The 21,051-nt window shown below is 71.2% G+C and carries 19 protein-coding genes and 1 pseudogene; 12 read left to right on the top strand and 8 right to left on the bottom strand.

Annotation, left to right across the window (positions count from 1 at the left end; all coding sequences use genetic code 11):
* Position 1 precedes the first annotated feature (1 nt).
* Both E6U81_RS22300 and E6U81_RS22295 read right to left on the bottom strand, forming a co-directional pair.
* The gene (locus E6U81_RS22300) at positions 2-2,029 is read right to left on the bottom strand and encodes a phospholipase C, phosphocholine-specific (RefSeq protein WP_136231857.1); all 2,028 of its coding nucleotides are present in this window, start codon (positions 2,027-2,029) and stop codon (positions 2-4) included.
* 119 nt (positions 2,030-2,148) lie between these two features.
* Entirely contained in the window at positions 2,149-3,162 is a 1,014-nt protein-coding gene (locus E6U81_RS22295; protein ID WP_136231856.1) for an NADP-dependent oxidoreductase, read from the bottom strand.
* Between the two features lie 102 nt (positions 3,163-3,264).
* On the opposite strand from E6U81_RS22295, the gene E6U81_RS22290 reads away from it, so the two are divergent.
* The 4 genes from E6U81_RS22290 to E6U81_RS22280 all read left to right on the top strand — a co-directional run bounded on the left by E6U81_RS22290 (position 3,265) and on the right by E6U81_RS22280 (position 6,985).
* Positions 3,265-4,149 (top strand): LysR family transcriptional regulator, encoded by an 885-nt coding sequence (locus E6U81_RS22290; RefSeq protein ID WP_240803949.1) that lies wholly within the window; start codon positions 3,265-3,267, stop codon positions 4,147-4,149.
* A 260-nt stretch (positions 4,150-4,409) separates the two neighbouring features.
* Positions 4,410-4,538: a hypothetical protein gene (locus E6U81_RS41745; protein WP_276615817.1), complete on the top strand. Its 129-nt coding sequence runs from the start codon at positions 4,410-4,412 to the stop codon at positions 4,536-4,538.
* 91 nt (positions 4,539-4,629) lie between these two features.
* The gene (locus E6U81_RS22285) at positions 4,630-5,670 is read left to right on the top strand and encodes a 3-isopropylmalate dehydrogenase (RefSeq protein WP_136231854.1); all 1,041 of its coding nucleotides are present in this window, start codon (positions 4,630-4,632) and stop codon (positions 5,668-5,670) included.
* 226 nt (positions 5,671-5,896) lie between these two features.
* Complete coding sequence (locus E6U81_RS22280) at positions 5,897-6,985, top strand: branched-chain amino acid aminotransferase (RefSeq protein ID WP_136231853.1); 1,089 nt, start codon at positions 5,897-5,899, stop codon at positions 6,983-6,985.
* Between the two features lie 65 nt (positions 6,986-7,050).
* Here the strand turns inward: E6U81_RS22280 and E6U81_RS22275 are convergent.
* Positions 7,051-8,412 (bottom strand): annotated as a pseudogene (locus E6U81_RS22275) (cytosine permease); the annotation flags it as partial.
* Positions 8,413-8,568: 156 nt separating this feature from the next.
* Here E6U81_RS22275 and ureA point away from each other — a divergent pair.
* The 5 genes from ureA to cimA all read left to right on the top strand — a co-directional run bounded on the left by ureA (position 8,569) and on the right by cimA (position 14,738).
* Positions 8,569-9,306 carry an urease subunit gamma gene (gene ureA / locus E6U81_RS22270; protein WP_136231852.1) on the top strand — a complete coding sequence of 246 codons (738 nt, stop codon included), beginning with the start codon at positions 8,569-8,571 and terminating at the stop codon, positions 9,304-9,306.
* Complete coding sequence (locus E6U81_RS22265; protein WP_136231851.1) at positions 9,303-11,045, top strand: urease subunit alpha; 1,743 nt, start codon at positions 9,303-9,305, stop codon at positions 11,043-11,045. Before ureA ends, E6U81_RS22265 begins: the two co-directional genes overlap by 4 nt.
* A gap of 30 nt (positions 11,046-11,075) precedes the next feature.
* Positions 11,076-12,125, top strand: coding sequence for an agmatine deiminase family protein (locus tag E6U81_RS22260; RefSeq protein ID WP_136231850.1), 1,050 nt, complete (start codon positions 11,076-11,078; stop codon positions 12,123-12,125).
* A 30-nt stretch (positions 12,126-12,155) separates the two neighbouring features.
* On the top strand, positions 12,156-12,776 hold the full coding sequence (locus E6U81_RS22255) for a TetR/AcrR family transcriptional regulator (RefSeq protein ID WP_136231849.1): 621 nt from the start codon (positions 12,156-12,158) through the stop codon (positions 12,774-12,776).
* Between the two features lie 333 nt (positions 12,777-13,109).
* Entirely contained in the window at positions 13,110-14,738 is a 1,629-nt protein-coding gene (cimA, locus tag E6U81_RS22250; RefSeq protein WP_136231848.1) for a citramalate synthase, read from the top strand.
* Between the two features lie 6 nt (positions 14,739-14,744).
* On the opposite strand, the gene E6U81_RS39950 is transcribed toward cimA, so the two are convergent.
* Positions 14,745-14,909: a hypothetical protein gene (locus E6U81_RS39950; RefSeq protein ID WP_168714704.1), complete on the bottom strand. Its 165-nt coding sequence runs from the start codon at positions 14,907-14,909 to the stop codon at positions 14,745-14,747.
* Between the two features lie 226 nt (positions 14,910-15,135).
* Here E6U81_RS39950 and E6U81_RS22245 point away from each other — a divergent pair, with 226 nt between their 5' ends.
* Positions 15,136-16,491, top strand: coding sequence for a hypothetical protein (locus tag E6U81_RS22245; RefSeq protein WP_136231847.1), 1,356 nt, complete (start codon positions 15,136-15,138; stop codon positions 16,489-16,491).
* A 32-nt stretch (positions 16,492-16,523) separates the two neighbouring features.
* Here the strand turns inward: E6U81_RS22245 and E6U81_RS22240 are convergent, their stop codons facing one another.
* Positions 16,524-17,132 (bottom strand): YceI family protein, encoded by a 609-nt coding sequence (locus E6U81_RS22240; RefSeq protein WP_136231846.1) that lies wholly within the window; start codon positions 17,130-17,132, stop codon positions 16,524-16,526.
* Between the two features lie 275 nt (positions 17,133-17,407).
* Between E6U81_RS22240 and E6U81_RS22235 the strand changes: the two genes are divergently transcribed.
* Positions 17,408-18,991, top strand: coding sequence for an acyl-CoA carboxylase subunit beta (locus E6U81_RS22235; protein ID WP_136231845.1), 1,584 nt, complete (start codon positions 17,408-17,410; stop codon positions 18,989-18,991).
* A gap of 23 nt (positions 18,992-19,014) precedes the next feature.
* The gene (locus tag E6U81_RS22230) at positions 19,015-19,215 is read left to right on the top strand and encodes an acyl-CoA carboxylase subunit epsilon (RefSeq protein ID WP_136231844.1); all 201 of its coding nucleotides are present in this window, start codon (positions 19,015-19,017) and stop codon (positions 19,213-19,215) included.
* Between the two features lie 215 nt (positions 19,216-19,430).
* On the opposite strand, the gene E6U81_RS22225 is transcribed toward E6U81_RS22230, so the two are convergent.
* The 3 genes from E6U81_RS22225 to E6U81_RS22215 form a co-directional block, all read right to left on the bottom strand.
* Complete coding sequence (locus E6U81_RS22225) at positions 19,431-20,015, bottom strand: ATP/GTP-binding protein (RefSeq protein ID WP_109781528.1); 585 nt, start codon at positions 20,013-20,015, stop codon at positions 19,431-19,433.
* The gene (locus E6U81_RS22220) at positions 19,996-20,538 is read right to left on the bottom strand and encodes a DUF742 domain-containing protein (protein ID WP_136231843.1); all 543 of its coding nucleotides are present in this window, start codon (positions 20,536-20,538) and stop codon (positions 19,996-19,998) included. The genes E6U81_RS22225 and E6U81_RS22220 overlap by 20 nt, the downstream gene beginning before the upstream one ends.
* Before the next feature lie 93 nt (positions 20,539-20,631).
* Complete coding sequence (locus E6U81_RS22215; protein ID WP_030037347.1) at positions 20,632-21,045, bottom strand: roadblock/LC7 domain-containing protein; 414 nt, start codon at positions 21,043-21,045, stop codon at positions 20,632-20,634.
* Between the last annotated feature and the right edge of the window lie 6 nt (positions 21,046-21,051).

Genomic DNA, 21,051 nt, shown 5'->3' with positions numbered 1-21,051 from the left:
CCTAGCCGGAGACGCTCGCCGAGCCCGTTTCGATGTGGCCCGTGTAGCGGCGCGACCAGGTGCCGTCGGAGTCGGCCAGGATCGTGAAGTCGTACCAGCCCTTGTGGTAGGCCACCGCGTTGAAGAAGTCCTCGCGGGAGGAGTTCGGGGGGACGGTGTACGACCACGGGCCGTCCGAACGGTAGGCGTTGGAGCCGATGGTGAAGGTGACGGGAGAGGCGGAGGAGTTCGTCATCTTGAACCAGATCGCCGTCTTGCCGGTACCGGGCTCCACCGCGTACCGCGCCGCCACCTCGATCGCCCTGCCCGCCCTGGACGCGTCGCCGATGAAGCGCCGCAGGAAGCGGTTCGGCCCGTACATGGAGATGTCGTACGTGCCGGAGCCGTGGCCGAGCCCGATGTGGAAGTAGTCCGTCGAGGTGCCGCCCGGGTCCACCGTGTACTGCCAGGCGGTGGTGTCCCGGTGCTGGTGCGGGTGGATCGAGAAGTGCGCCGGCCGCTTGGCCCGGGCGCCCTGGTTGGTCATCGAGAACCAGGCCGTGATCTGGCCGGCCGCCCCGAACTCGAAGCGGTCCAGGTTCCCGTTGACCTGGTACGGGAGGGCGCGCGCCGGGCGGGTGCCGGGCTCCTGCACCGGGAGAGCGTTGTCCTGCGGCACCGGGTTGGGCAGCGGGGCGCAAGTGCCCTGGCCGATCACCTTGGCGGTCGACGGGAGGCCCGCGGGGATCCCGTACACCGGATGCGCGAAGTCGAAGACGCCGGTCAGGTCGCCCACCACCCGGCGGCGCCAGGCGCTGATGTTCGGGCAGGTGGCAGAGGTGCCCAGGGCGGCGGTCCAGGTCTCCATGAAGCGGAGCACCGAGGTGTGGTCGAAGACCTCCGAGCTGACCCAGCCGCCGCGCGTCCAGGGGGACATGACCAGCATGGGGACGCGGAAGCCGAGCCCGATCGGCATGCCGTCCAGGTATTCGCCGGGGGTGCCGGGCGGGGCGATCGGCGGCGGCACGTGGTCGAAGAAGCCGTCGTTCTCGTCGTAGTTGAGGAACAGGACGGTGGAGTCGAAGACCTCGGGGTCGGCGGCGAGGGCGCGGTACACGAGGTCCACGAAATGCGCGCCGTCGCCGGGCGGGGCGTACGGGTGCTCGGAGAACGCCTCGTTCGCGACGACCCAGGACACCTGGGGGAGGGTGCCCGCGACGACATCGGCGCGGATCGCGGCCGCGATGTCGTCCGGGGTGGAGCCGGTGGCCTTGGGGACCGAGCCCATGCCCCGGTCCCACAGCGGGTTCCCGGGGGCCGCGTCGGTGAAGTTCTTGAAGTAGGCGAGACCGTTGTCGCCGTAGTTGTCCTGGCCGTTCTGGTAGACCTTCCAGGTCATCCCGGCGCGCTGCAGGGCCTCCGCGTACGTCTCCCAGGTCAGCCCCGACTCGTCGCCGCCGTCCTTGCTGGCGGCGTCGATCCTGCCGCTCCACAGGAACGTGCGGTTCGGGCCGGTCGCGCTGAGGGCGGAGCAGAAGTACGCGTCGCAGATCGTGTAGTGGTCGGCGAGGGCGTAGTGGAAGGGGATGTCGGCACGGTCCAGGTGCCCGAGGGTGCGGGTGTTGCCGACGCCCAGGACCCAGTTGTCCATCCGGCCCTTGTTCCAGGCCGCGTGCTGCGAGGTCCAGCTGTGCGGGAGGTCGCCGCTGCACTGGGCCAGGGTCGCGCCGTCCGCGCCGCCCGCAGGCGGGGTGGCGGACAGCTTCCACGGGTACTGCCGGGCACCCCAGTTGGGCTGGTTGAACGTGCCCCAGCCGCCCGGGATGTTGCCGGCGGCTCGGTCGCCGAACCCGCGGACGCCCTTCAGCCTGCCGAAGTAGTGGTCGAAACTGCGGTTCTCCTGCATCAGGACCACCACGTGCTTCACGTCGGTGATGGTGCCGCTCGCGGCGGCCGCGGCCGCCGACGAGGGCGCCACGGCGGGCAGGGCCGCTCCCGCCATCAGCCCGGCGCCGATTCCCACGAAACCTCTTCGGCTGATCGGTGTCACTGGCCCCTCGCCTCCAACTGTGGTGCCCCGGTGGCACATCGACGGCAAGGGTGGCGGGGGTGCCTTCAAAGGTCTACAGCCGTGCGGTAAGAGTTCGGTGAACTTCCGGGTGGCCGGAATCAGCCGCCGATCCGCACGAGCATCTTGCCCGTGTTCTCTCCGCGGAGCATGCCCCGGAAGGCGTCCACCGTGTGCTCGAAGCCCTGCACAACGGTGGTGTCGGTGCCGATCCGGCCGGTGCGCAGATGGGGGACGAGGAAGTCCTCCAACTCGTCCTGCAGATTGGTGTGGTGTCGAACCAATACGCCCTCCAGGCGCAGTGACTTGTGCACGACCTCGAAGAGGTTGCGGGGCGCGGCGGGGGAGCGGTCCCCGTTGTAGGTCGAGACGGCGCCGACCCAGGCGATCCGGCCGAACTCCCTCAGCGCGCCGATCGCGCCCTCCAGGTGCTCGCCGCCCACGTTGTCCACGTAGACGTCGATGCCGTCCGGAGCAGCCTGCGCCAGCTGCTCGCCGACCGGGCCGTCGTGGTAGTCGAAGGCCGCGTCGAAGCCGAGCACGTCCGTGAGGTGGCGGACCTTCGCCGCCGAGCCGGCGCTGCCGATGATCCGCCGTGCGCCCAGCAGCCGGGCGATGTGCCCCGTGGCGGTTCCGACCCCGCCCGCGGCGGCGGAGACGAACAGGTCCTCGCCCTTGCGGAGTCCCGCGGTCCGGGTCAGCGCGGCGTACGCCGTCAGGCCCGTACCGCCCAGGACGGACAGGTACGCCTCCAGCGGGACGCCCGCGTGGCCCCGCAGCGTGCGGGTGCCGTCCACGCCGAGCGTGACCAGGGCATGGGTGCGCCAGCCCGCGCGGTGGAAGACCAGGTCGCCCTCGCGCAGCCCCGGGTCGCGGGAGGCGATCACCCGGCCCACCGAGCGGCCCTCCAGCGGGGTGTTCAGCTCGAAGCCGCCCTCGCCGCCGTCCATCAGGCCGCGGTGGTACGGGTCCACGGAGAGCAGCAGGTTCTCCACCAGGGCGGTGCCGGGCCGGGGCTCGGGGACCGCGGAGGCGACGTAGGCGAAGTCGGAGGCGGCGGGGAAGCCGTCGGGGCGGGCGATCTGGTGGACGGCGCGAGCGGTGTTCGTGGTCATGGCCCGAACGCTAGGAAGGAATCCCGTGGCCGGGCAGGGGGTTGGGTTCATGGAAGTCACGAGTCCATGAACGTCACTCATACAACGAGGTGGGGGCCCCGGGTGTCCGATCTCCTCCCGCAGGAACTGCGGATCCTGGTCGCCGTCGCGGAAGCCCGCGGCTTCTCCGCCGCGGCCGCGGTGCTCGGCCTGACCCAGTCGGCCGTGTCGCACTCGGTGCGCGGGAGCGAGGCCAAGCTCGGCGCGGTGCTCTTCGAGCGCGGGAGGTCCGGGGCGTCGCCCACACCGGCGGGGGAGCGGGCGGTCGGCCACGCCCGCCGCATCCTGCGGCTGTACGAGGCCATGGGCGCGGAGGCGCGCGGCGCAGGCCGTGACGGGGGCCGCGACACCCTCGGCGGCGTAGTGCGGATCGCGGCGTTCCGCAGCGCGGCCCTGCACCTGCTGCCCCCCGCCCTGGAACGGCTGACCGCCCGGCATCCCGGCATCCGCCCCGAGGTCCGCGTGGTGCGCGAGATCGGTGCCGGCGCGGCCGGGGAAGTGGCGGCGGGCCGTGCGGACCTGGGCATCGCCACCCTGGGCGGCGCGCAGGACGCGGCGCCGCCCGGCCTGCTGACCGGGGTGCTCACGCAGGAGGCGTACCACCTGGTGCACCCGGCGGGGCATCCCGACCCGAGGTCGCTGCCCCTCATGGACTGGGACGAGAACTGCGGCTCCTACACCCGCGCCTGGTGGCGGGCCCAGGACTGGATCCCGCGGGCGACGGTCAAGGCGGAGGACGACGCGATGGTGCTGACCATGGTCGGCCGCGGGCTCGGCATGGCGATCATGCCCGAGCTCTCCCTGAAGGAGGCGACCGAGGCGGTGGAGATCACCGGATTGGGCCCGCAGGGGCCGCTGAGGCAGGTGGGATACGTCACTACGCCGGAAGCTGCCTCCACCCTCGCCATCAGGGCCCTGATCAGGGAACTTCGCTCCGAGAGAGGCTGAAGCGGACCCTCTGGAGGCGGCTTTCCGAGGGGATTCGCGTCTCAGATAGTAGGAAGTCCGAGTAACTGCCGAGACATACAGCGGGACCTGCCCTAGCTTTGTAGGAGCCGAACGTCTCGCCGATCAGGCGAATGGCGGTCGAGAGCGCGCGCCCCTGGCAGGCAACCCCTGCGGCGCACAGCTCCCCGCCTCTTCCGGCGCCTTGAAGGAACCCCTCATCCGTGGCCCCGCCACGCCGTGATCTCAAGGAGTCGATCACCATGACCGCAACCACCACCACCCGCCGCGTCCGCCACGCCTCCGCCTCGGCCGACGAGCGCAAGAACGCCGCCGCCGCCCTGCAGCGCGCCCTCGACCGCCGCGACAACGGCGGCTCGACCGGCCACTGACCCGTCCTGGCCCATCGCCCGCCCGGGACATTTCGCGTCCACATCGTGGACGTGAAATGTCTGAGGGCTGGACACGGAGTACGGTTTCGCCATGTCGACCAGCATCAATCTCGCAGTGATCCCCGGTGATGGCATCGGCCAGGAAGTCGTGGCTCAGGGACTCAAGGTCCTTACCGCGGTCCTGCCCCAGGATGTGAAGCTGGAGACCAAGCAATACGACCTCGGCGCCCAGCGCTGGCACCGCACCGGTGAGACCCTCCCGGACGCGGAGCTCGAAGCCCTCAAGCACCACGACGCGATCCTGCTGGGCGCCATCGGCGACCCCTCCGTCCCGTCCGGCGTGCTGGAGCGCGGCCTGCTGCTGAAGCTGCGCTTCGCCTTCGACCACTTCATCAACCTGCGCCCGTCGAAGCTGTTCTCCAACACCGCCACCCCGCTGGCGGGCCGCCCGGACATCGACTTCGTCGTGGTCCGCGAGGGCACCGAGGGCCCGTACACCGGCAACGGCGGCAGCCTGCGCACCGGCACCCCCGCCGAGGTGGCGACCGAGGTCAGCATCAACACCGCCTACGGCGTCGAGCGCGTCGTCCGTGACGCGTACGAGCGGGCCAACTCCCGCCCCCGCAAGAAGCTGACGCTGGTCCACAAGAACAACGTCCTCGTGTACGCGGGCCACATGTGGAAGAACATCTTCGACAAGGTCGGCCAGGAGTACCCCGAGGTCACCACCGACTACCTGCACGTCGACGCCGCGACGATCTTCTTCGTCACCCAGCCGGAGCGCTTCGACGTCATCGTCACGGACAACCTCTTCGGTGACATCCTCACCGACCTGGCCGCGGCCGTCACCGGCGGAATCGGCCTGGCCGCCTCCGGGAACATCAACCCGACCGGCGCCTTCCCGTCCATGTTCGAGCCCGTCCACGGATCGGCCCCGGACATCGCCGGCACCGGCAAGGCCGACCCGACCGCGACGATCCTCTCCGTCGCCCTCCTGCTGCGCCACCTGGGCTACGAGGCCGAGGCCGTCCGCATCGAGGACGCGGTCTCCGCCGACCTCGCCGAGCGCGACGGCACCTTCCGCTCCACGGACGCGATCGGCGACGCCCTCGCCGCGCGAGTAGCCGGCTGACCCGGCCGCTCCACCTCAGGAAGCCGCCGGGTCACAATGGGACCTGGCGGCTTTTCCTGTGCGGCCCCGGGTGCCACCATCTCCCCTGGGCCGCAATCCCCCGCTTCTCCGCAGCCCGCCCACGCGCGATAATCGAACGCGAGGCCGCGGAATGCGGGGAAGCTCGGACGTCCTAGTACGCCGTGAGCGCGGTCCGCCATACACAACCGGTGAAGGACAAGCACTCATGACGACGCCCACGATCGAGCTCAAGCCCTCCTCGAACCCGCTGTCCGACGCGGAGCGCGAGGCGATCCTGGCCAGCCCCGGCTTCGGCCGCCACTTCACCGACCACATGGTCACGATCAAGTGGACCGAGGGCCGCGGATGGCACGACGCCGAGCTGGTCCCGTACGCGCCGCTCTCGATCGACCCGGCGAACATGACCCTGCACTACGCGCAGACGATCTTCGAGGGCCTCAAGGCCTACCGCCAGCCCGACGGCTCCGTCGCCACGTTCCGCCCCGAGGCCAACGCCGCGCGCTTCCAGGCCTCCGCCCGCCGCATGGCGATGCCCGAGCTGCCGGTCGAGCTCTTCATCGAGGCCTGCGACGTCCTGATCAAGCAGGACCGCGCCTGGGTGCCGGACTCCGGCGAGGCCTCGCTGTACCTGCGCCCGTTCATGTTCGCCTCCGAGGTCGGCCTCGGCGTCCGCCCGGCCAACGAGTTCCTCTTCATCGTCATCGCCTCGCCCGCCGGCGCGTACTTCCCCGGCGGCGTCAAGCCCGTCTCGGTCTGGCTCTCCGAGGACTACGTCCGCGCGGTCAAGGGCGGCACCGGCGCGGCCAAGACCGGCGGCAACTACGCCGCCTCGCTCGTCGCGCAGGCCCAGGCCGCCTCGCACGGCTGCGACCAGGTGGTCTGGCTCGACGCCGTCGAGCACCGCTGGATCGAGGAGATGGGCGGGATGAACCTGTACTTCGTGTACGGCGACCGCATCGTCACCCCCGAGCTCACCGGCTCCCTGCTCCCCGGCATCACCCGTGACTCCCTCCTCACCATCGCCCGCGACCTCGGCTACACCGCCGAGGAGGGCCGCCTGACCACCGAGGACTGGCAGCGCGACAACGCCAACGGCACCCTCACCGAGGTGTTCGCCTGCGGCACGGCCGCCGTCATCACCCCGGTCGGCTCGGTCAAGTCCGAGCGCGCCGACTGGACCCAGGGCGACGGCGAGCCCGGCGAGGTCACCATGCGCCTGCGCAAGGCGCTGCTGGAGCTCCAGACCGGCCAGGCCGCCGACACCCACGGCTGGATGCACCCGCTGGGCCAGTAACCAGCTGCGTACGCGGGCTCCTCGGCGGCGGCTGCCGGGGCCGGGGCGGGAGCGCGGCGGGCGGTGAGCGCGGCGTACACGAGCCCGCCGGTGAGGCCGGAGAGGACGAAGGAGCAGTCCACGCCGCCGGTGAGGGCGAGCAGCGGGCCCTCGTAGAAGGGGGTGGTCACGGCGAGCAGGCCGACGGCCGCGCCGATCGCCCAGGACGCGGTGGCCGCGAGGTTCCAGCCGGAGCGGTACCAGTAGATCCCGCCCACCGAGCGGCGGTTGAAGACCTGGAGCGCGTCGGCGTCGTAGACCCCGCGGCAGCGCACGTGGCCGATCAGGGTGATCACGGCCCAGGGGGTGCCGATCGCGGTGAGCACCAGGACGAACGAGGTCATCGCGGACTGCACGTCCCACTCGAACGACCCGACGAAGACGAAGGCGGTCGCGACGGCCGCGGCGATCACGGTGGCCGTGGTGCGGGTCGCCCGGGGGACGATCGCGTCGAGGTCCAGGCCCATGGAGTAGAGCATCAGCCCGGCGTTGCCGACCGAGCCGGCCGCGGCGGCCGCCAGCAGCGGCAGCAGGTACCAGAAGGGTGCGGCCTCGACCAGCGGCCCGGCGTAGTCCAGGCCCGCCCGGGCGGCCAGCGCCGTGTAGGTGCCGAAGAGCTGCGGGATCAGCAGGCCGATCAGCAGGCCGAAGGCGGTGGCCCACAGGACCTTGCGCGAGCCGTGCCGGCGCGGGGAGATGTAGCGCGTGTAGTCGCCCAGCAGGGTGATGAAGGCGACGGGCCCGCTGAGGCCTGCGGCGACGGCGGCCAGCAGCCACGTCGGCCAGAAGGAGCCGAGCAGGTACGCGGTCTCGGGCGGCGCGGCGGTGGTGAAGTCCGGTGCGTAGGCGACGAAGCCGACCGCCAGCAGCACCACCATGCCGATGGACAGCACCTTGCTCATGCGCAGCAGCAGCCGGTAGCCGAAGACGGCCGCGACGACGGTACACGCGGCGAGGAGGCCGTACATCACCGCCCGCGAGAGGCCGGTGTCCGGGAGCCCGGTGAGCCGCGCGAGGGTGCCGACCATCACGTCGCCGCCGATCCACAGCGTGAGTGCCGTGTAGCCGAGCGAGAGCAGCAGGCCCACCACCGATCCGACGAGCCGTCCCCGCACGCCGAACTGCGCGCCGCTGGAGGTGGAGAGGTTGGTCGCGGTGCGCAGGGAGACGAGTGCCAGCGGCGCGGTGAAGGCGATGCCGACGAGGGTGCCGGTCACGATGGCCGTGACCGAGGGCCACAGGCCGAGTCCGAAGGACGGGGGCAGCCAGCCGAAGACGATCACACCGAGGCACAGGTTGGAGCCGAGCAGGATCGATATCAGGTCACGGGGACCGCTGGTCCGCTCCTCCTCCGGGATGGTGTCGACTCCGCGCTGTTCGATGGGCATGGGGGACTCCCTTGGCAGGGCGGGGGGTGGTTGCGCTTGTGTTTGAGCGACACTCAATGTGACTCAAGCCCTGTGCTCAGGTCAATGATTCCCAGCAAGGAAATGAAGAGTTAGAGTGATGCTCTAACCCATCGACTCAAGAGGTGGTGGATCGGCGTGCGGCTGACCCCTACGGAGCGCGACCGGCTGCTGCTCCGCAGCGCTGCGGAACTGGCCCGGGCCCGGCGGGCCCGTGGCCTGAAACTCAATGTCCCGGAGGCCACCGCGCTGATCGCGGACACGGTCTGCGAGGCCGCGCGCGACGGAAAACGGCTGGCCGAGGCCATCGAGGAGGCCCGCAGCGTGCTGGGCCCCGACGACGTCCTGCCGGGCGTCGCCGACGTGGTCACCGAGGTGCACGTGGAGGCCGTCTTCGACGACGGATCCCGCCTCGCCGTGGTCTCCTCCCCCGTCCGGGGCGCGGTGCCGCTCGGCGACGACGCCCCCGGCGCCGTCGTTCCCGGCCCCGGCGTCCCCCAGCCGGAGCCGGTCCTGCACCTGCACGTGCGCAACACCGCCGACGTGCCGGTGAGCGTCACCTCGCACTTCCACTTCTTCGAGGCGAACCCGCGCCTGGACTTCGACCGCGCCGCGGCCTACGGCATGCGGCTGTGCGTACCGGCGGGCTCGTCCGTACGGTTCGACCCGCACGGCGAGGGCGACGTCGGCCTCGTCCCCCTCGGGGGCGACCGCGTCGCGATCGGCTTCGCGGGTCTGGTCGACGGCCCGCTCGACGCCCCCGGGGCCCGGGAGGAGGCCCTGCGCCGCGCCGCGGCCTGCGGCTACCTGGGAGTCACCCCGACCGGGGCCGGCCCGGCCGACCCCGCCGACCGCCCGGAAGGGACGACGGCATGAGCAGGCAGACACCGCACACCGACCACAGTGCGCACTGCGCGCCGGGCAGCCGGCACATCGATCCGCACGAGTACGCGGCCGTGTTCGGCCCCCGTGCGGGGGACCGGGTCCGGCTCGGCGACTCCGGGCTGACCGTCCGGGTCGAGTCGGACGCGCAGAAGCCGGGGGACGAGTTCCTGGCGGGATTCGGCAAGACCGCCCGCGACGGCCTGCATCTGAAGGCGGCCGCGGTCCGCGAGACCTGCGACGTCGTGATCAGCAACGTCCTGGTCATCGACGCCGTCCTCGGCATCCGCAAGGTCTCCATCGGCATCCGCGAGGGCCGCATCCACGCGATCGGCCGGGCCGGCAACCCCGACACCCTCGACGGCGTCGACGTCGTCGTCGGCACCGGCACCTCGATCGTCTCCGGCGAGGGCCTGATCGCCACCGCGGGAGCGGTGGACACCCACGTCCACCTGCTGTCCCCGCGCATCATGGAGGCCTCGCTCGCCGCCGGCGTGACCACCGTCATCGGCCAGGAGTTCGGCCCCGTCTGGGGCGTCGGCGTCAACTCCCCGTGGGCCCTGAAGCACGCCTTCAACGCCTTCGACGCCTGGCCCGTGAACATCGGCTTCCTCGCCCGCGGCTCCTCCTCCGACGCCGCACCCCTCGTCGAGGCCCTCGCCGAGGGCGGCGCCTCCGGCTTCAAGGTGCACGAGGACATGGGCGCCCACACCCGGGCCCTGGACACGGCGCTGCGGGTGGCCGAGGAGTACGACGTGCAGGTCGCCCTGCACAGCGACGGCCTCAACGAATGCCTCTCCGTCGAGGACACCCTGCGGGTGCTGGAGGGCCGGACCATCCACGCCTTCCACATCGAGGGCTGCGGCGGCGGACACGTCCCGAACGTGCTGAAGATGGCGGGCGTGCCCAACGTCATCGGCTCCTCCACCAACCCCACGCTGCCGTTCGGGCGGGACGCGGTCGCCGAGCACTACGGGATGATCGTCTCCGTCCACGACCTCAAGCCCGACCTCCCCGGCGACGCCGCCATGGCCCGCGACCGGATCCGGGCCGGGACGATGGGCGCCGAGGACGTCCTGCACGACCTGGGCGCGATCGGCATCACCTCCTCCGACGCCCAGGGCATGGGCCGGGCCGGCGAGACCGTCCGCCGCACCTTCGCGATGGCCGCGAAGATGAAGGGCGAGCTCGGGCCGCTGGAGGGCGACGGCGAGGGCGACGACAACGCCCGCGTGCTGCGCTACATGGCCAAGCTGACCATCAACCCGGCCATCGCCCACGGCCTGGCGCACGAGATCGGCTCCATCGAGGTCGGCAAGCTCGCCGACATCGTGCTCTGGCGCCCCCAGTTCTTCGGGGCCAAGCCGCAGCTCGTCCTCAAGTCCGGCTTCCCCGCCCACGGCGTCACCGGCGACCCCAACGCCGCCACCGACACCTGCGAACCCCTCGTCCTCGGGCCGCAGTTCGGCTCGTACGGGGCCACCGCGGCCGACATCTCCGTCGCGTTCGTCTCCGCCGCGGCGGCGGCACTGGGCAGCGACGAGATGCCGACCCGACGCCGCCGGGTCGCCGTCCGCGGCACCCGCGGCATCGGCCCCGGCAACCTGCTCCTCAACTCCCGGGTGGGCGCGGTCGACGTGGACGCGCGCAGCGGACTCGTCTCCCTCGACGGGGAACCCCTGCGCTCCGAAGCCGCCGAATCGGTCTCCCTCAACCGCCTGTACTTCCTGTAAGCCAGCACAGCCCGTAAGGACCTGCCTGCCATGACCGCCAAGCCCGTGCACAACGGATTCCGGATGCCCGCCGAGTGGACGCCCCACGAGCGCACCTGGATGGCCTGGCCCAGCCCGAACCCGACCTTCACCAACGAGCAGGAGCTCGCCGAGGCCCGCGAGGCCTGGGGCGCCGTCGCCCGCGCGGTCCGCGCGTACGAGCCCGTGACCCTCGTCGTCTCCCCGGGCGACGCCGAGAACGCCCGGGCGATCGCCGGCGCCGGTGACGGCCACGCACTCGACGTGGTCGAGCGCGAGCTCGACGACGCCTGGATGCGCGACATCGGCCCGACCTTCGTCACCAGCGACGCCGGCGAGCTTGCCGCCGTCGACTGGACCTTCAACGGCTGGGGCGCCCAGGAGTGGGCCCGCTGGGACCACGACTCGAAGATCGCCCGCCAGGTCTCGGACGTGCTCGGCACCCGCACGTTCAGCACCCCGCTGGTCAACGAGGGCGGCGCCATCCACGTCGACGGCGAGGGCACCGTGCTGCTCACCGACACCGTCCAGCTGGGCAAGGGCCGCAACCCCGACTGGACCCGCGAGCAGGTCGAGACCGAGATCCACGCCCACCTCGGCACCACCCGGGCGATCTGGCTGCCGTACGGCCTGGCCGGCGACTACGGCACCTACGGCACCCAGGGCCACGTCGACATCGTCGCGGCCTTCGCCCGCCCCGGCGTGGTCATGGTGCACACCCAGCCCGACCCGTCCCACCCGGACCACGAGCGCTGCAAGACCATCGCGGCGATCCTGCGCGCGTCCACCGACGCCCAAGGCCGGCAGCTGGAGGTCGTGGAGATCCCCGCCCCGACCGTGCTGGAGGAGGACGGCGAGTGGGTCGACTACTCCTACATCAACCACTACCTGTGCAACGGCGGCGTCGTGCTGTGCTCCTTCGACGACCCGCGCGACGAGGAGGCCGCCGAGATCTTCCGCGGCCTCTTCCCCGAACGGACCGTGACCCTCGTCGACGCACGTACGATTTTCGCCGGGGGTGGCGGTATCCACTGCATCACCCAGCAGCAGCCGAAGGTCTGACCTACGGCGGACCTCACGAAGGAGTGGCCCATGGCGGCGGGTGGAGTACCGGTACGGGCGGCGCGCAAGAACGCGCCCCCGCGCGAGGACGTACTCGTCGCCGCCATGGCCACGATCGCCGAGCGCGGGCTGGAAGGCCTGACCATGGCCGGCCTGGGCCGCGAGGTCGGCATGAGCAGCGGCCACCTCCTCTACTACTTCCGCAGCAAGGACGAGCTCCTGCTCCAGACGCTGGAGTGGAGCGAGGCCGAACTGGGCAGCGCGCGGCGGGCCCTGCTCGCCCGCCGCGGTCCGGTGACCGAGCGCCTGCAGGCGTACGTGGACCTGTACGTGCCCACCCGCGCCCGCGACCCGCACTGGACCCTGTGGCTGGAGGTGTGGAACCGCTCCCAGAACGCCGGCCCCCAGGAACGCGACCGGCAGGCGGCCATCGAGGGCGCCTGGCACCGCGACCTGGTGGCCCTGCTCGCCGAGGGCATCTCGCGCGGGGAGTTCCGCCCGGTGGACGCCGAGCGCGTGGCGACCCGCATCCGGGCGCTGCTCGACGGCTTCAGCATCCAGCTGGCGGTGGGCCTCCCCACCCTCGACCGGACGGCCATCCTGGCCCACGTACGGGAGTTCCTCACCGACACTTTGGCCGTCCGGCCGTAGCCGGTCCGCCACGGACGGGTGCCGCCCGCATGCTGAGACGCCTGTCCATCTGCGGTGGGCGGTGTGCCACACTGCGACCGTGCCTGCTCAGCTCATGATTATTGCCAGCAGCGCGCCGGTCCCCAGTGGCCGCTGAACCGTGGAAGAACTTCGCGGACGCGGCCACCGTGCCTCGGACCCGCGTGCAGACCTCTCGCTACCCGCGAGGGGTTTTTTCGTTTCCCGGCCCATCCCTGCCGGGAGCGGACTGCGCGCGATGATGGGGGCAGTGACGGCGGCCTTCCCCATTGGCGGGTTTCCGGAACCAACTCATCCGACAGGAGTCAGATCAGCATGACGACGACACCAGAGGCGGCAAGTGCGCTCGCCGGGGGCCTGGACGACAGCTTCCACGTCTTCGACACCACCCTGCGCGACGGCGCCCAGCGTGAGGGAATCAACCTCACGGTCGCCGACAAGCTGACGATCGCCCGCCATCTGGACGACTTCGGAGTGGGCTTCATCGAGGGCGGCTGGCCCGGCGCCAACCCCCGCGACACCGAGTTCTTCGCCCGCGCCCAGGCGGAGATCGACTTCAAGAACGCCCAGCTGGTCGCCTTCGGCGCCACCCGCCGGGCCGGCGGCTCGGCCGACCAGGACCCGCAGGTCCGGGCCCTGCTGGAGTCCGGCGCCCCCGTGATCACGCTCGTCGCCAAGTCCCACGACCGCCACGTCGAGCTCGCCCTGCGCACCACCCTGGACGAGAACCTGGAGATGGTCCGGGACACCGTCTCCCACCTGGTCGCCAAGGGCCGCCGGGTCTTCGTCGACTGCGAGCACTTCTTCGACGGCTACCGGGCCAACGCCGAGTACGCGAAAGCCGTCGTGCGCACCGCGCACGAGGCCGGCGCCGACGTCGTCATCCTCTGCGACACCAACGGGGGCATGCTGCCCGCCCAGGTGTCGGCGACCGTCGCCACCGTCCTCGCCGACACCGGCGCCCGCCTCGGCATCCACGCCCAGGACGACACCGGCTGCGCCGTCGCCAACACCCTGGCCGCCGTCGACGCCGGCGCCACCCACGTGCAGTGCACCGCGAACGGCTACGGCGAGCGCGTCGGCAATGCCAACCTCTTCCCCGTCGTCGCCGCACTGGAGATCAAGTACGGGCGCAGGGTGCTCCCCGACGGCGCGCTCGCCGAGATGACCCGGATCTCGCACGCCATCGCCGAGGTCGTCAACCTCACGCCCTCCACCCACCAGCCCTATGTGGGCGTCTCGGCCTTCGCGCACAAGGCGGGCCTGCACGCCTCGGCGATCAAGGTCGACCCGGACCTCTACCAGCACATCGACCCCGAGCGGGTCGGCAACACCATGCGGATGCTGGTCTCCGACATGGCCGGCCGCGCCTCCATCGAACTCAAGGGCAAGGAGCTCGGCGTCGAGCTCGGCGGGGACCGCGCACTGATCTCCCGCGTCGTGGAGCGGGTCAAGGAGCGCGAGCTCCAGGGCTACACCTACGAGGCGGCCGACGCCTCCTTCGAGCTGCTGCTGCGGGCCGAGGCCGAGGGGCGGGCCCGCAAGTACTTCCGTATCGAGTCCTGGCGGGCGATCGTCGAGGACCGCCCGGACGGCACCCACGCCAACGAGGCCACGGTCAAGCTGTGGGCCAAGGGCGAGCGGATCGTCGCGACGGCCGAGGGCAACGGTCCGGTCAACGCGCTGGACCGGGCCCTGCGGGTGGCGCTGGAGCGGTTCTACCCGCAGCTCGCCAAGTTCGAGCTGGTCGACTACAAGGTCCGCATCCTGGAGGGCACGCACGGTACGGAGTCCACGACGCGCGTGCTCGTCGCCACGACGGACGGGGTCCGCGAGTGGTCGACGGTCGGCGTCGCCCCGAACGTGATCGCCGCCTCCTGGCAGGCCCTGGAGGACGCGTTCACCTACGGCCTCCTCCACGCGGGCGTCGAGCCGGCCGAGTAGCCGCCGTCAGCACTTGTCGGCGCGGTACTCGCGGAACTCCTTGCGCGTCTTGGCCCGACCGCCCGCCCACACCTCGCCGGGCTCCAGCCCGGCGAGGTCCTCGGCGGTGAAGGGCTCGACACGTCCACCGACGTGATGTCGGTCCGCCCGCAGGGCGCCAGCATGATCCACGGCTTGCCGTCGTCCCCGTTGTACGCGGCGATCAGGTGGTGCCGCGGGGGACCGCACCCCGCCAGCACACCCGCTGCCACCAGCACTGCCGTCCCCGTCAGCCGCGCCCGCCGCATCCGGCCCACCCCCTTGCAGGAAGGGTGGGCGAGGAGCCTCGGCGTCCGGACCGGAGCTCCCTTATGTCCTGCTCACACGGGAAAGTACCGGTTCGGGTAGCGTCATGGATATGAGGACCAGGCTGATATCCATACGCTGGGGATCGTTGCTGTCCGGTCTGCTGCTGGCCCTCGGTGCGAGCGCCCTGGCGGTCGCACCGCAGGCATCGGCGGACACCGGAGTCGCCGCCGTGGCCGAGGCCCTCAAGGAGGGTCCCGTCTACGTCGATCCGCGGGCCGAGGCGCAGCTGCCGAAGGCCGAGGCCGATGCGCTCGCGAAGAAGATCAAGGACGCCGGGAAGCCGGTCTTCGTCGCCGTGCTCCCGGCCACCGCCGACTTCCCGCAGGACAAGGTGCTCGCCGCGGTCCGCGCGGAGACCGGCATCACCGGGCTCTACGCGATCCGGCTCGGCGACGGCTTCAGCGCCGGCGCCGACCGGGCGGTCATGCCGACCAATGCCGTCCGCAACCTCACCGAGGCGGTCAAGACGGGCGCCCCGGTCGATGCGAGCACCCAGCTGAACAACTTCGTGGACCAAGCTCTGACCCAGACCAGGGGCAGTGCCCCCGGCTCCTGGGGCACCACCGGCGCCGACGAGGGCGTCCCGGTCGGCGGGCTGGTCACCCTCGGCGCGGTGGCCGCGATCGGTGGCGGCGGCGCCTACGCGCTGGTCCGCCGGAACCGCAGGAAGAAGGAAGAGGCCCGGCGCGAGGCCGTCGAGCGGCTGAGCGTGGTCGTCGACGAGGACATCACGGCCTTCGGCGAGGAGCTGGAGCGCCTCGACTTCCACCCCGGTGAGCCCGGCGCCGACGATGCCATGCGCGAGGACTACGAGCGGGGGCTCGACTCCTACGAGAAGGCCAAGCAGATCATGGCCTCCGTCCGGTACCCGGAAGAGGTCACCGGGGTGACCCAGGCACTGGAGGACGGGCGGTACGCCCTGGCCTGCCTGGATGCGCGGCGGCAGGGCGAGCCGGTGCCGGAGCGCCGCGCTCCGTGCTTCTTCGACCCGCGCCACGGGCCGAGCACCGAGGACGCGACGTGGGCTCCGGCCGCGGGGGCGGCGCGGACCGTGCCCGTCTGCACGGCGGACGCGGTGCGGCTGCGCGACGGACTGGACCCGGCCGTGCGCACGGTCGACACCGAGCACGGGCCGCGGCCGTACTACGACGCCGGCCCGGCGTACGGCCCCTGGGCCGGCGGCTACTTCGGCGGCGGCATCCTGCCCGGCCTGCTCGTGGGCACGATGCTCGGTTCGATGATGTCGACCCCGGCCTACGCGGCGGACTACGGGGGCGGCACGGGCGGCGGCTACGACGGCGGGGACTACTCGGGGGCCGACTTCAACCCGTCCGACTTCGGCGGCGGGGACTTCGGCGGCGGAGGCGGGTTCGACGGCGGTGGATTCGACGGGGGCGGCTTCTAGACCGCGCCGCCCCCGGGTTGCCGTGCCGCTGGTCAGGCCTGCTTGATGGCCGAGATGTCGAAGGTCAGCTTCACCTTGTCGCTGACCACGACGCCGCCGGTCTCCAGCGCCGCGTTCCAGGTCAGGCCCCAGTCCGAGCGCAGGATGTCCGTGCTGCCCTCGAACCCGACGCGCTGGTTGCCGTACGGGTCGGTGGCGGAGCCGTTGAACTCCAGGTCGATGGAGAGCGGCCGGGTGACGTCCTTGATGGTGAGGTCGCCGGTGATCCGGTAGGTGTCCCCGCCGAGGAACGCGGCCTCGGTGGAGCGGAAGGTCATCAGCGGGAAGGTCTCGGCGTCGAAGAAGTCGCCGCTGCGCAGGTGGCCGTCGCGGTCGGCGATGCCGGTGTCCACGGAGGCGATCTTCACGTCGATGGAGGCCGTGGAGCGGGCCGGGTCGGAACCGTCCAGGTGCAGGGTGCCCTCGTGGTCGGCGAAGGAGCCGCGGACATTGGTCACCATCGCGTGGCGGACGGTGAAGCCGATGCTGCTGTGCGCCGGGTCGATGACGTAGTCGCCGGTGAGGGCGGCCAGCGCCGGGTCCACTTCCAGGGTGGCGACGGCGGCGGTGTTCTCCGGGGTGCGGCGGTTGAAGAGACCCATGACTGACTCCTTGGTAGTGATGCTGTGTGGGGGGCGCCGAAGCTGTTTAAGTTTCAACGACTTCGACACGAGAGACACTAGAACCATTCCGTTCAAATTTCAACCACTGGTGGGGGTGTCGGCGATTTCTGTGAAGGTCCTACAACCGGGGATGGCCCCATCTGGCGGAGTCCTTACTTCCACAGGTGGTTCTGTGCGGGCCGGACAGCGGAAGACTCCCGAGACTGTGCGGAATGAACGGAGGTTTTTCATCACGATCTTCGTAAGGTCGGTACATGACCGTTGTGGACCAGATCCCGAGCGAGCCGACGGACGCCCGTGGGCGCGTGGCCGAGCTGCACTCCCTGCGCGAGCAGGCGCGGCGTGGACCGAGTGACCGTGCGACCGAGGCCCAGCACGCGAAGGGCAAGCTGACGGCGCGCGAGCGCATCGCACTGCTCCTCGACGAGGGTTCCTTCAGGGAGGTCGAGCAGCTGCGCCGCCACCGCGCGACCGGCTTCGGCCTCGAGAACAAGAAGCCGTACACCGACGGTGTCATCACCGGCTGGGGCACGGTCGAGGGCCGCACGGTCTTCGTCTACGCGCACGATTTCCGGATCTTCGGCGGCGCCCTGGGCGAGGCCCACGCCACCAAGATCCACAAGATCATGGACATGGCCATCGCGGCCGGTGCCCCGCTGGTCTCCCTCAACGACGGCGCCGGCGCCCGTATCCAGGAGGGCGTCTCCGCCCTCGCCGGCTACGGCGGCATCTTCCAGCGCAACACCAGGGCCTCGGGTGTGATCCCGCAGATCTCGGTGATGCTCGGCCCGTGCGCCGGCGGAGCCGCGTACTCCCCGGCCCTCACGGACTTCGTCTTCATGGTCCGTGACACCTCGCAGATGTTCATCACCGGCCCGGACGTGGTCCGCGCGGTGACCGGCGAGGAGATCACCCAGAACGGCCTCGGCGGCGCCGACGTGCACGCCGAGACCTCGGGCGTCGCGCACTTCGCGTACGACGACGAGGAGACCTGCATCTCCGAGGTCCGCTACCTCATCTCGATGCTCCCCTCGAACAACCGGGAGAACCCGCCCGTCCACGAGACGAGCGACCCGGCGGACCGCCGCAGCGAGGTCCTCCTGGACCTGGTCCCCGCGGACGGCAACCGCCCGTACGACATGCACAAGGTCATCGAGGAGCTCGTCGACGACGGCGACGTCCTGGAGATCCACGAGCGCTGGGCCCGCAACATCATCTGCGCCCTGGCGCGCATGGACGGCCAGGTCGTCGGCATCGTTGCCAACCAGCCCGCCCACCTCGCCGGCGTCCTCGACATCGAGGCCTCCGAGAAGTCCGCGCGCTTCGTCCAGATGTGCGACGCCTTCAACATCCCGATCATCACGCTGCTGGACGTCCCCGGCTTCCTGCCGGGCGTCGACCAGGAGCACGGCGGCATCATCCGCCACGGCGCCAAGCTGCTGTACGCGTACTGCAACGCCACCGTCCCGCGGATCTCCCTGATCCTGCGCAAGGCCTACGGCGGCGCGTACATCGTCATGGACTCCCAGTCCATCGGCGCCGACATCACCTACGCCTGGCCCACCAACGAGATCGCCGTGATGGGCGCCGAGGGTGCGGCCAACGTCATCTTCCGCAAGCAGATCGCGGACGCCGAGGACCCCGAGGCCATGCGCACGCGCATGGTCAAGGAGTACAAGTCCGAGCTGATGCACCCGTACTACGCGGCCGAGCGCGGCCTCGTCGACGACGTCATCGACCCCGCCGAGACCCGCGAGGTGCTCGTCAGCGCCCTCTCGATGCTCCGCAACAAGCACGCCGATCTGCCGTCCCGCAAGCACGGCAACCCGCCGCAGTAACCGCGAAGGAGATCTGCCACCCCATGACCCACGCCTCTGACACCCTGCTCCGCGTCGAGAAGGGCAACGCCGCGCCCGAGGAGCTGGCCGCGATCACCGCGATCCTGCTCGCCCGCGCCGCCGCCACTCCCGAGGAGACCGCGGTCCGCCTGCCGCGCCAGGCCGGCTGGCGCCGCCTGGAGCGCACCCCGGGCTTCCGCGCCCCGCACAGCTGGCAGGGCTGAGCCCCGGGCTCTGCCCGAGCCGCCGAAAGCCGCCGAAGGCCCCGCACCCCGTCCAGGGTGCGGGGCCTTCGGCGTACCGGCGTACGCACGGCCCCCGGAGCCGCCGCGCGTGCCGCGTCGGGCCGCCGGGCAGTCGGGCGGGTGGGCCGTCGGGCCCGCACACGGCGAAGGCCCCCGCGTCGTGGACACAGGGGCCTGTCGGACGCGGCCGGCTCCTACCGCAGGCGCGCCATGAGGGCGTGCTCGACGAGCGTGATGAGCGCGCTCTTGGCGTCCGCGCGGTGGCGGGCGTCCGTGGTGATGATGGGGGCGTCCGGGCCGATCTGCAGGGCCTCGCGGACTTCCTCCGGCGTGTAGGGCTGGTGTCCCTCGAAGCCGTTGAGGGCGATGACGAAGGGCAGGCCGCTGTTCTCGAAGTAGTCGACCGCGGGGAAGCAGTCGGCGAGACGGCGCGTGTCGACGAGCACGATCGCACCGATGGCGCCGCGGACCAGGTCGTCCCACATGAACCAGAAGCGGTCCTGACCCGGCGTACCGAAGAGGTACAGGATCAGGTCCTGGTCGAGCGTGATGCGGCCGAAGTCCATGGCGACCGTGGTGGTCGTCTTGTCACCGGTGTGCGTGAGGTCGTCGATGCCGGCGGAGGCGCTGGTCATGACGGCTTCGGTGCGCAGCGGGTTGATCTCGGACACGGCTCCGACGAACGTGGTCTTGCCCACGCCGAAGCCGCCCGCCACCACGATCTTCGCGGAGGTGGTGGAGCGGGGAGCCGCTCCGCCGTTAGAGCTTGCGAAGTCCACTGAGCACCCTTTCGAGCAGTGTCACATCTGGCTGGCCACCGGCAGACTCGTCGCCGCCGGGCTGGTGAATGGCGACAAGGCCCGCCTCCGCCAGGTCGGCTACGAGGATGCGGGCGACACCAAGAGGAATGGAGAGAAGTGCCGAGATCTCCGCGACGGATTTGATCTCCTGGCACAGGCGGCAGATGCGCTGGTGCTCGGGCAACTGCCCTTGCAGACGCGCGGGATCCGCCGTGGTACTGACCAGCGCCTCGATGGCGAGCTGGTAGCGCGGCCGAGTACGGCCGCCGGTCATCGCGTACGGGCGCACCAGGGGGTTGTGGGCCTTCGGCGCCGGCTGCCGCGCGGCGCGCGGAGGCGCCTGCGGGGGCATCGGGGGCTGCTGGGGCTGTCCGTACTGCTGGTAGTGGTTCTGCTCCGGCACGGGCCGGCTCGGTGCGGAGGGGAAGTTGAAGCGGTTCTGGTCGTGCCCACCCTGCGGCTGCTGCGCGCCGCCATAAGGATGTCCTCCGGGTGTTGTCACGTCTCCTCCTCCGACTCCAAGAACGCAGTACTCCCTGTGGAACCGCGCCACCGCACCCTACGGTGCGATGGCGCGAAACGCACTGCCTGTTTGCTAGTTGAGAAGGCTTCCCTGCAGTTCGGCGCGCAGGTCCGGGGTCAGGACACTGCCCGCACGATCCACCAGAAGAGCCATCTCATAGCCCACGAGGCCGATGTCGCACTCCGGGTGCGCCAGCACCGCGAGGGACGATCCGTCCGAGACGGACATGAGGAACAGGAATCCCCGGTCCATCTCCACCACGGTCTGGTTCACGGCGCCACCCTCGAAGATGCGGGAGGCACCGGCGGTCAGCGAGGTCAGACCGGAGGCCACGGCCGCCAGCTGATCGGCGCGGTCCCGCGGAAATCCGTCGGACATCGCCAGAAGAAGGCCGTCGGCGGAGACCACCACCGTGTGCGACACCCCAGGGGTGTTGTCCACGAAATTGGTGATCAACCAGTTCAGGTTCTGTGCCGCCTGGCTCATCGGGCT

The organism is Streptomyces sp. A0592 (genome assembly GCF_004795115.1).
GTDB classification, from domain to species: domain Bacteria; phylum Actinomycetota; class Actinomycetes; order Streptomycetales; family Streptomycetaceae; genus Streptomyces; species Streptomyces erythrochromogenes.
The sequence above is the reverse complement of the archived record's forward strand: the minus strand, read 5'-3'. Positions and strand labels throughout refer to the sequence as shown.

Coding starts and splice junctions, on each gene's coding strand:
- E6U81_RS22295 (WP_136231856.1), bottom strand. CDS start 3,162: ATGACCACGAACACCGCTCGCGCCGTCCACCAGATCGCCCGCCCCGAC.
- E6U81_RS41745 (WP_276615817.1), top strand. CDS start 4,410: ATGACCGCAACCACCACCACCCGCCGCGTCCGCCACGCCTCCGCCTCG.
- E6U81_RS22285 (WP_136231854.1), top strand. CDS start 4,630: ATGTCGACCAGCATCAATCTCGCAGTGATCCCCGGTGATGGCATCGGC.
- E6U81_RS22280 (WP_136231853.1), top strand. CDS start 5,897: ATGACGACGCCCACGATCGAGCTCAAGCCCTCCTCGAACCCGCTGTCC.
- E6U81_RS22265 (WP_136231851.1), top strand. CDS start 9,303: ATGAGCAGGCAGACACCGCACACCGACCACAGTGCGCACTGCGCGCCG.
- E6U81_RS22260 (WP_136231850.1), top strand. CDS start 11,076: ATGACCGCCAAGCCCGTGCACAACGGATTCCGGATGCCCGCCGAGTGG.
- E6U81_RS22255 (WP_136231849.1), top strand. CDS start 12,156: ATGGCGGCGGGTGGAGTACCGGTACGGGCGGCGCGCAAGAACGCGCCC.
- cimA (WP_136231848.1), top strand. CDS start 13,110: ATGACGACGACACCAGAGGCGGCAAGTGCGCTCGCCGGGGGCCTGGAC.
- E6U81_RS22245 (WP_136231847.1), top strand. CDS start 15,136: ATGAGGACCAGGCTGATATCCATACGCTGGGGATCGTTGCTGTCCGGT.
- E6U81_RS22240 (WP_136231846.1), bottom strand. CDS start 17,132: ATGGGTCTCTTCAACCGCCGCACCCCGGAGAACACCGCCGCCGTCGCC.
- E6U81_RS22235 (WP_136231845.1), top strand. CDS start 17,408: ATGACCGTTGTGGACCAGATCCCGAGCGAGCCGACGGACGCCCGTGGG.
- E6U81_RS22230 (WP_136231844.1), top strand. CDS start 19,015: ATGACCCACGCCTCTGACACCCTGCTCCGCGTCGAGAAGGGCAACGCC.
- E6U81_RS22215 (WP_030037347.1), bottom strand. CDS start 21,045: ATGAGCCAGGCGGCACAGAACCTGAACTGGTTGATCACCAATTTCGTG.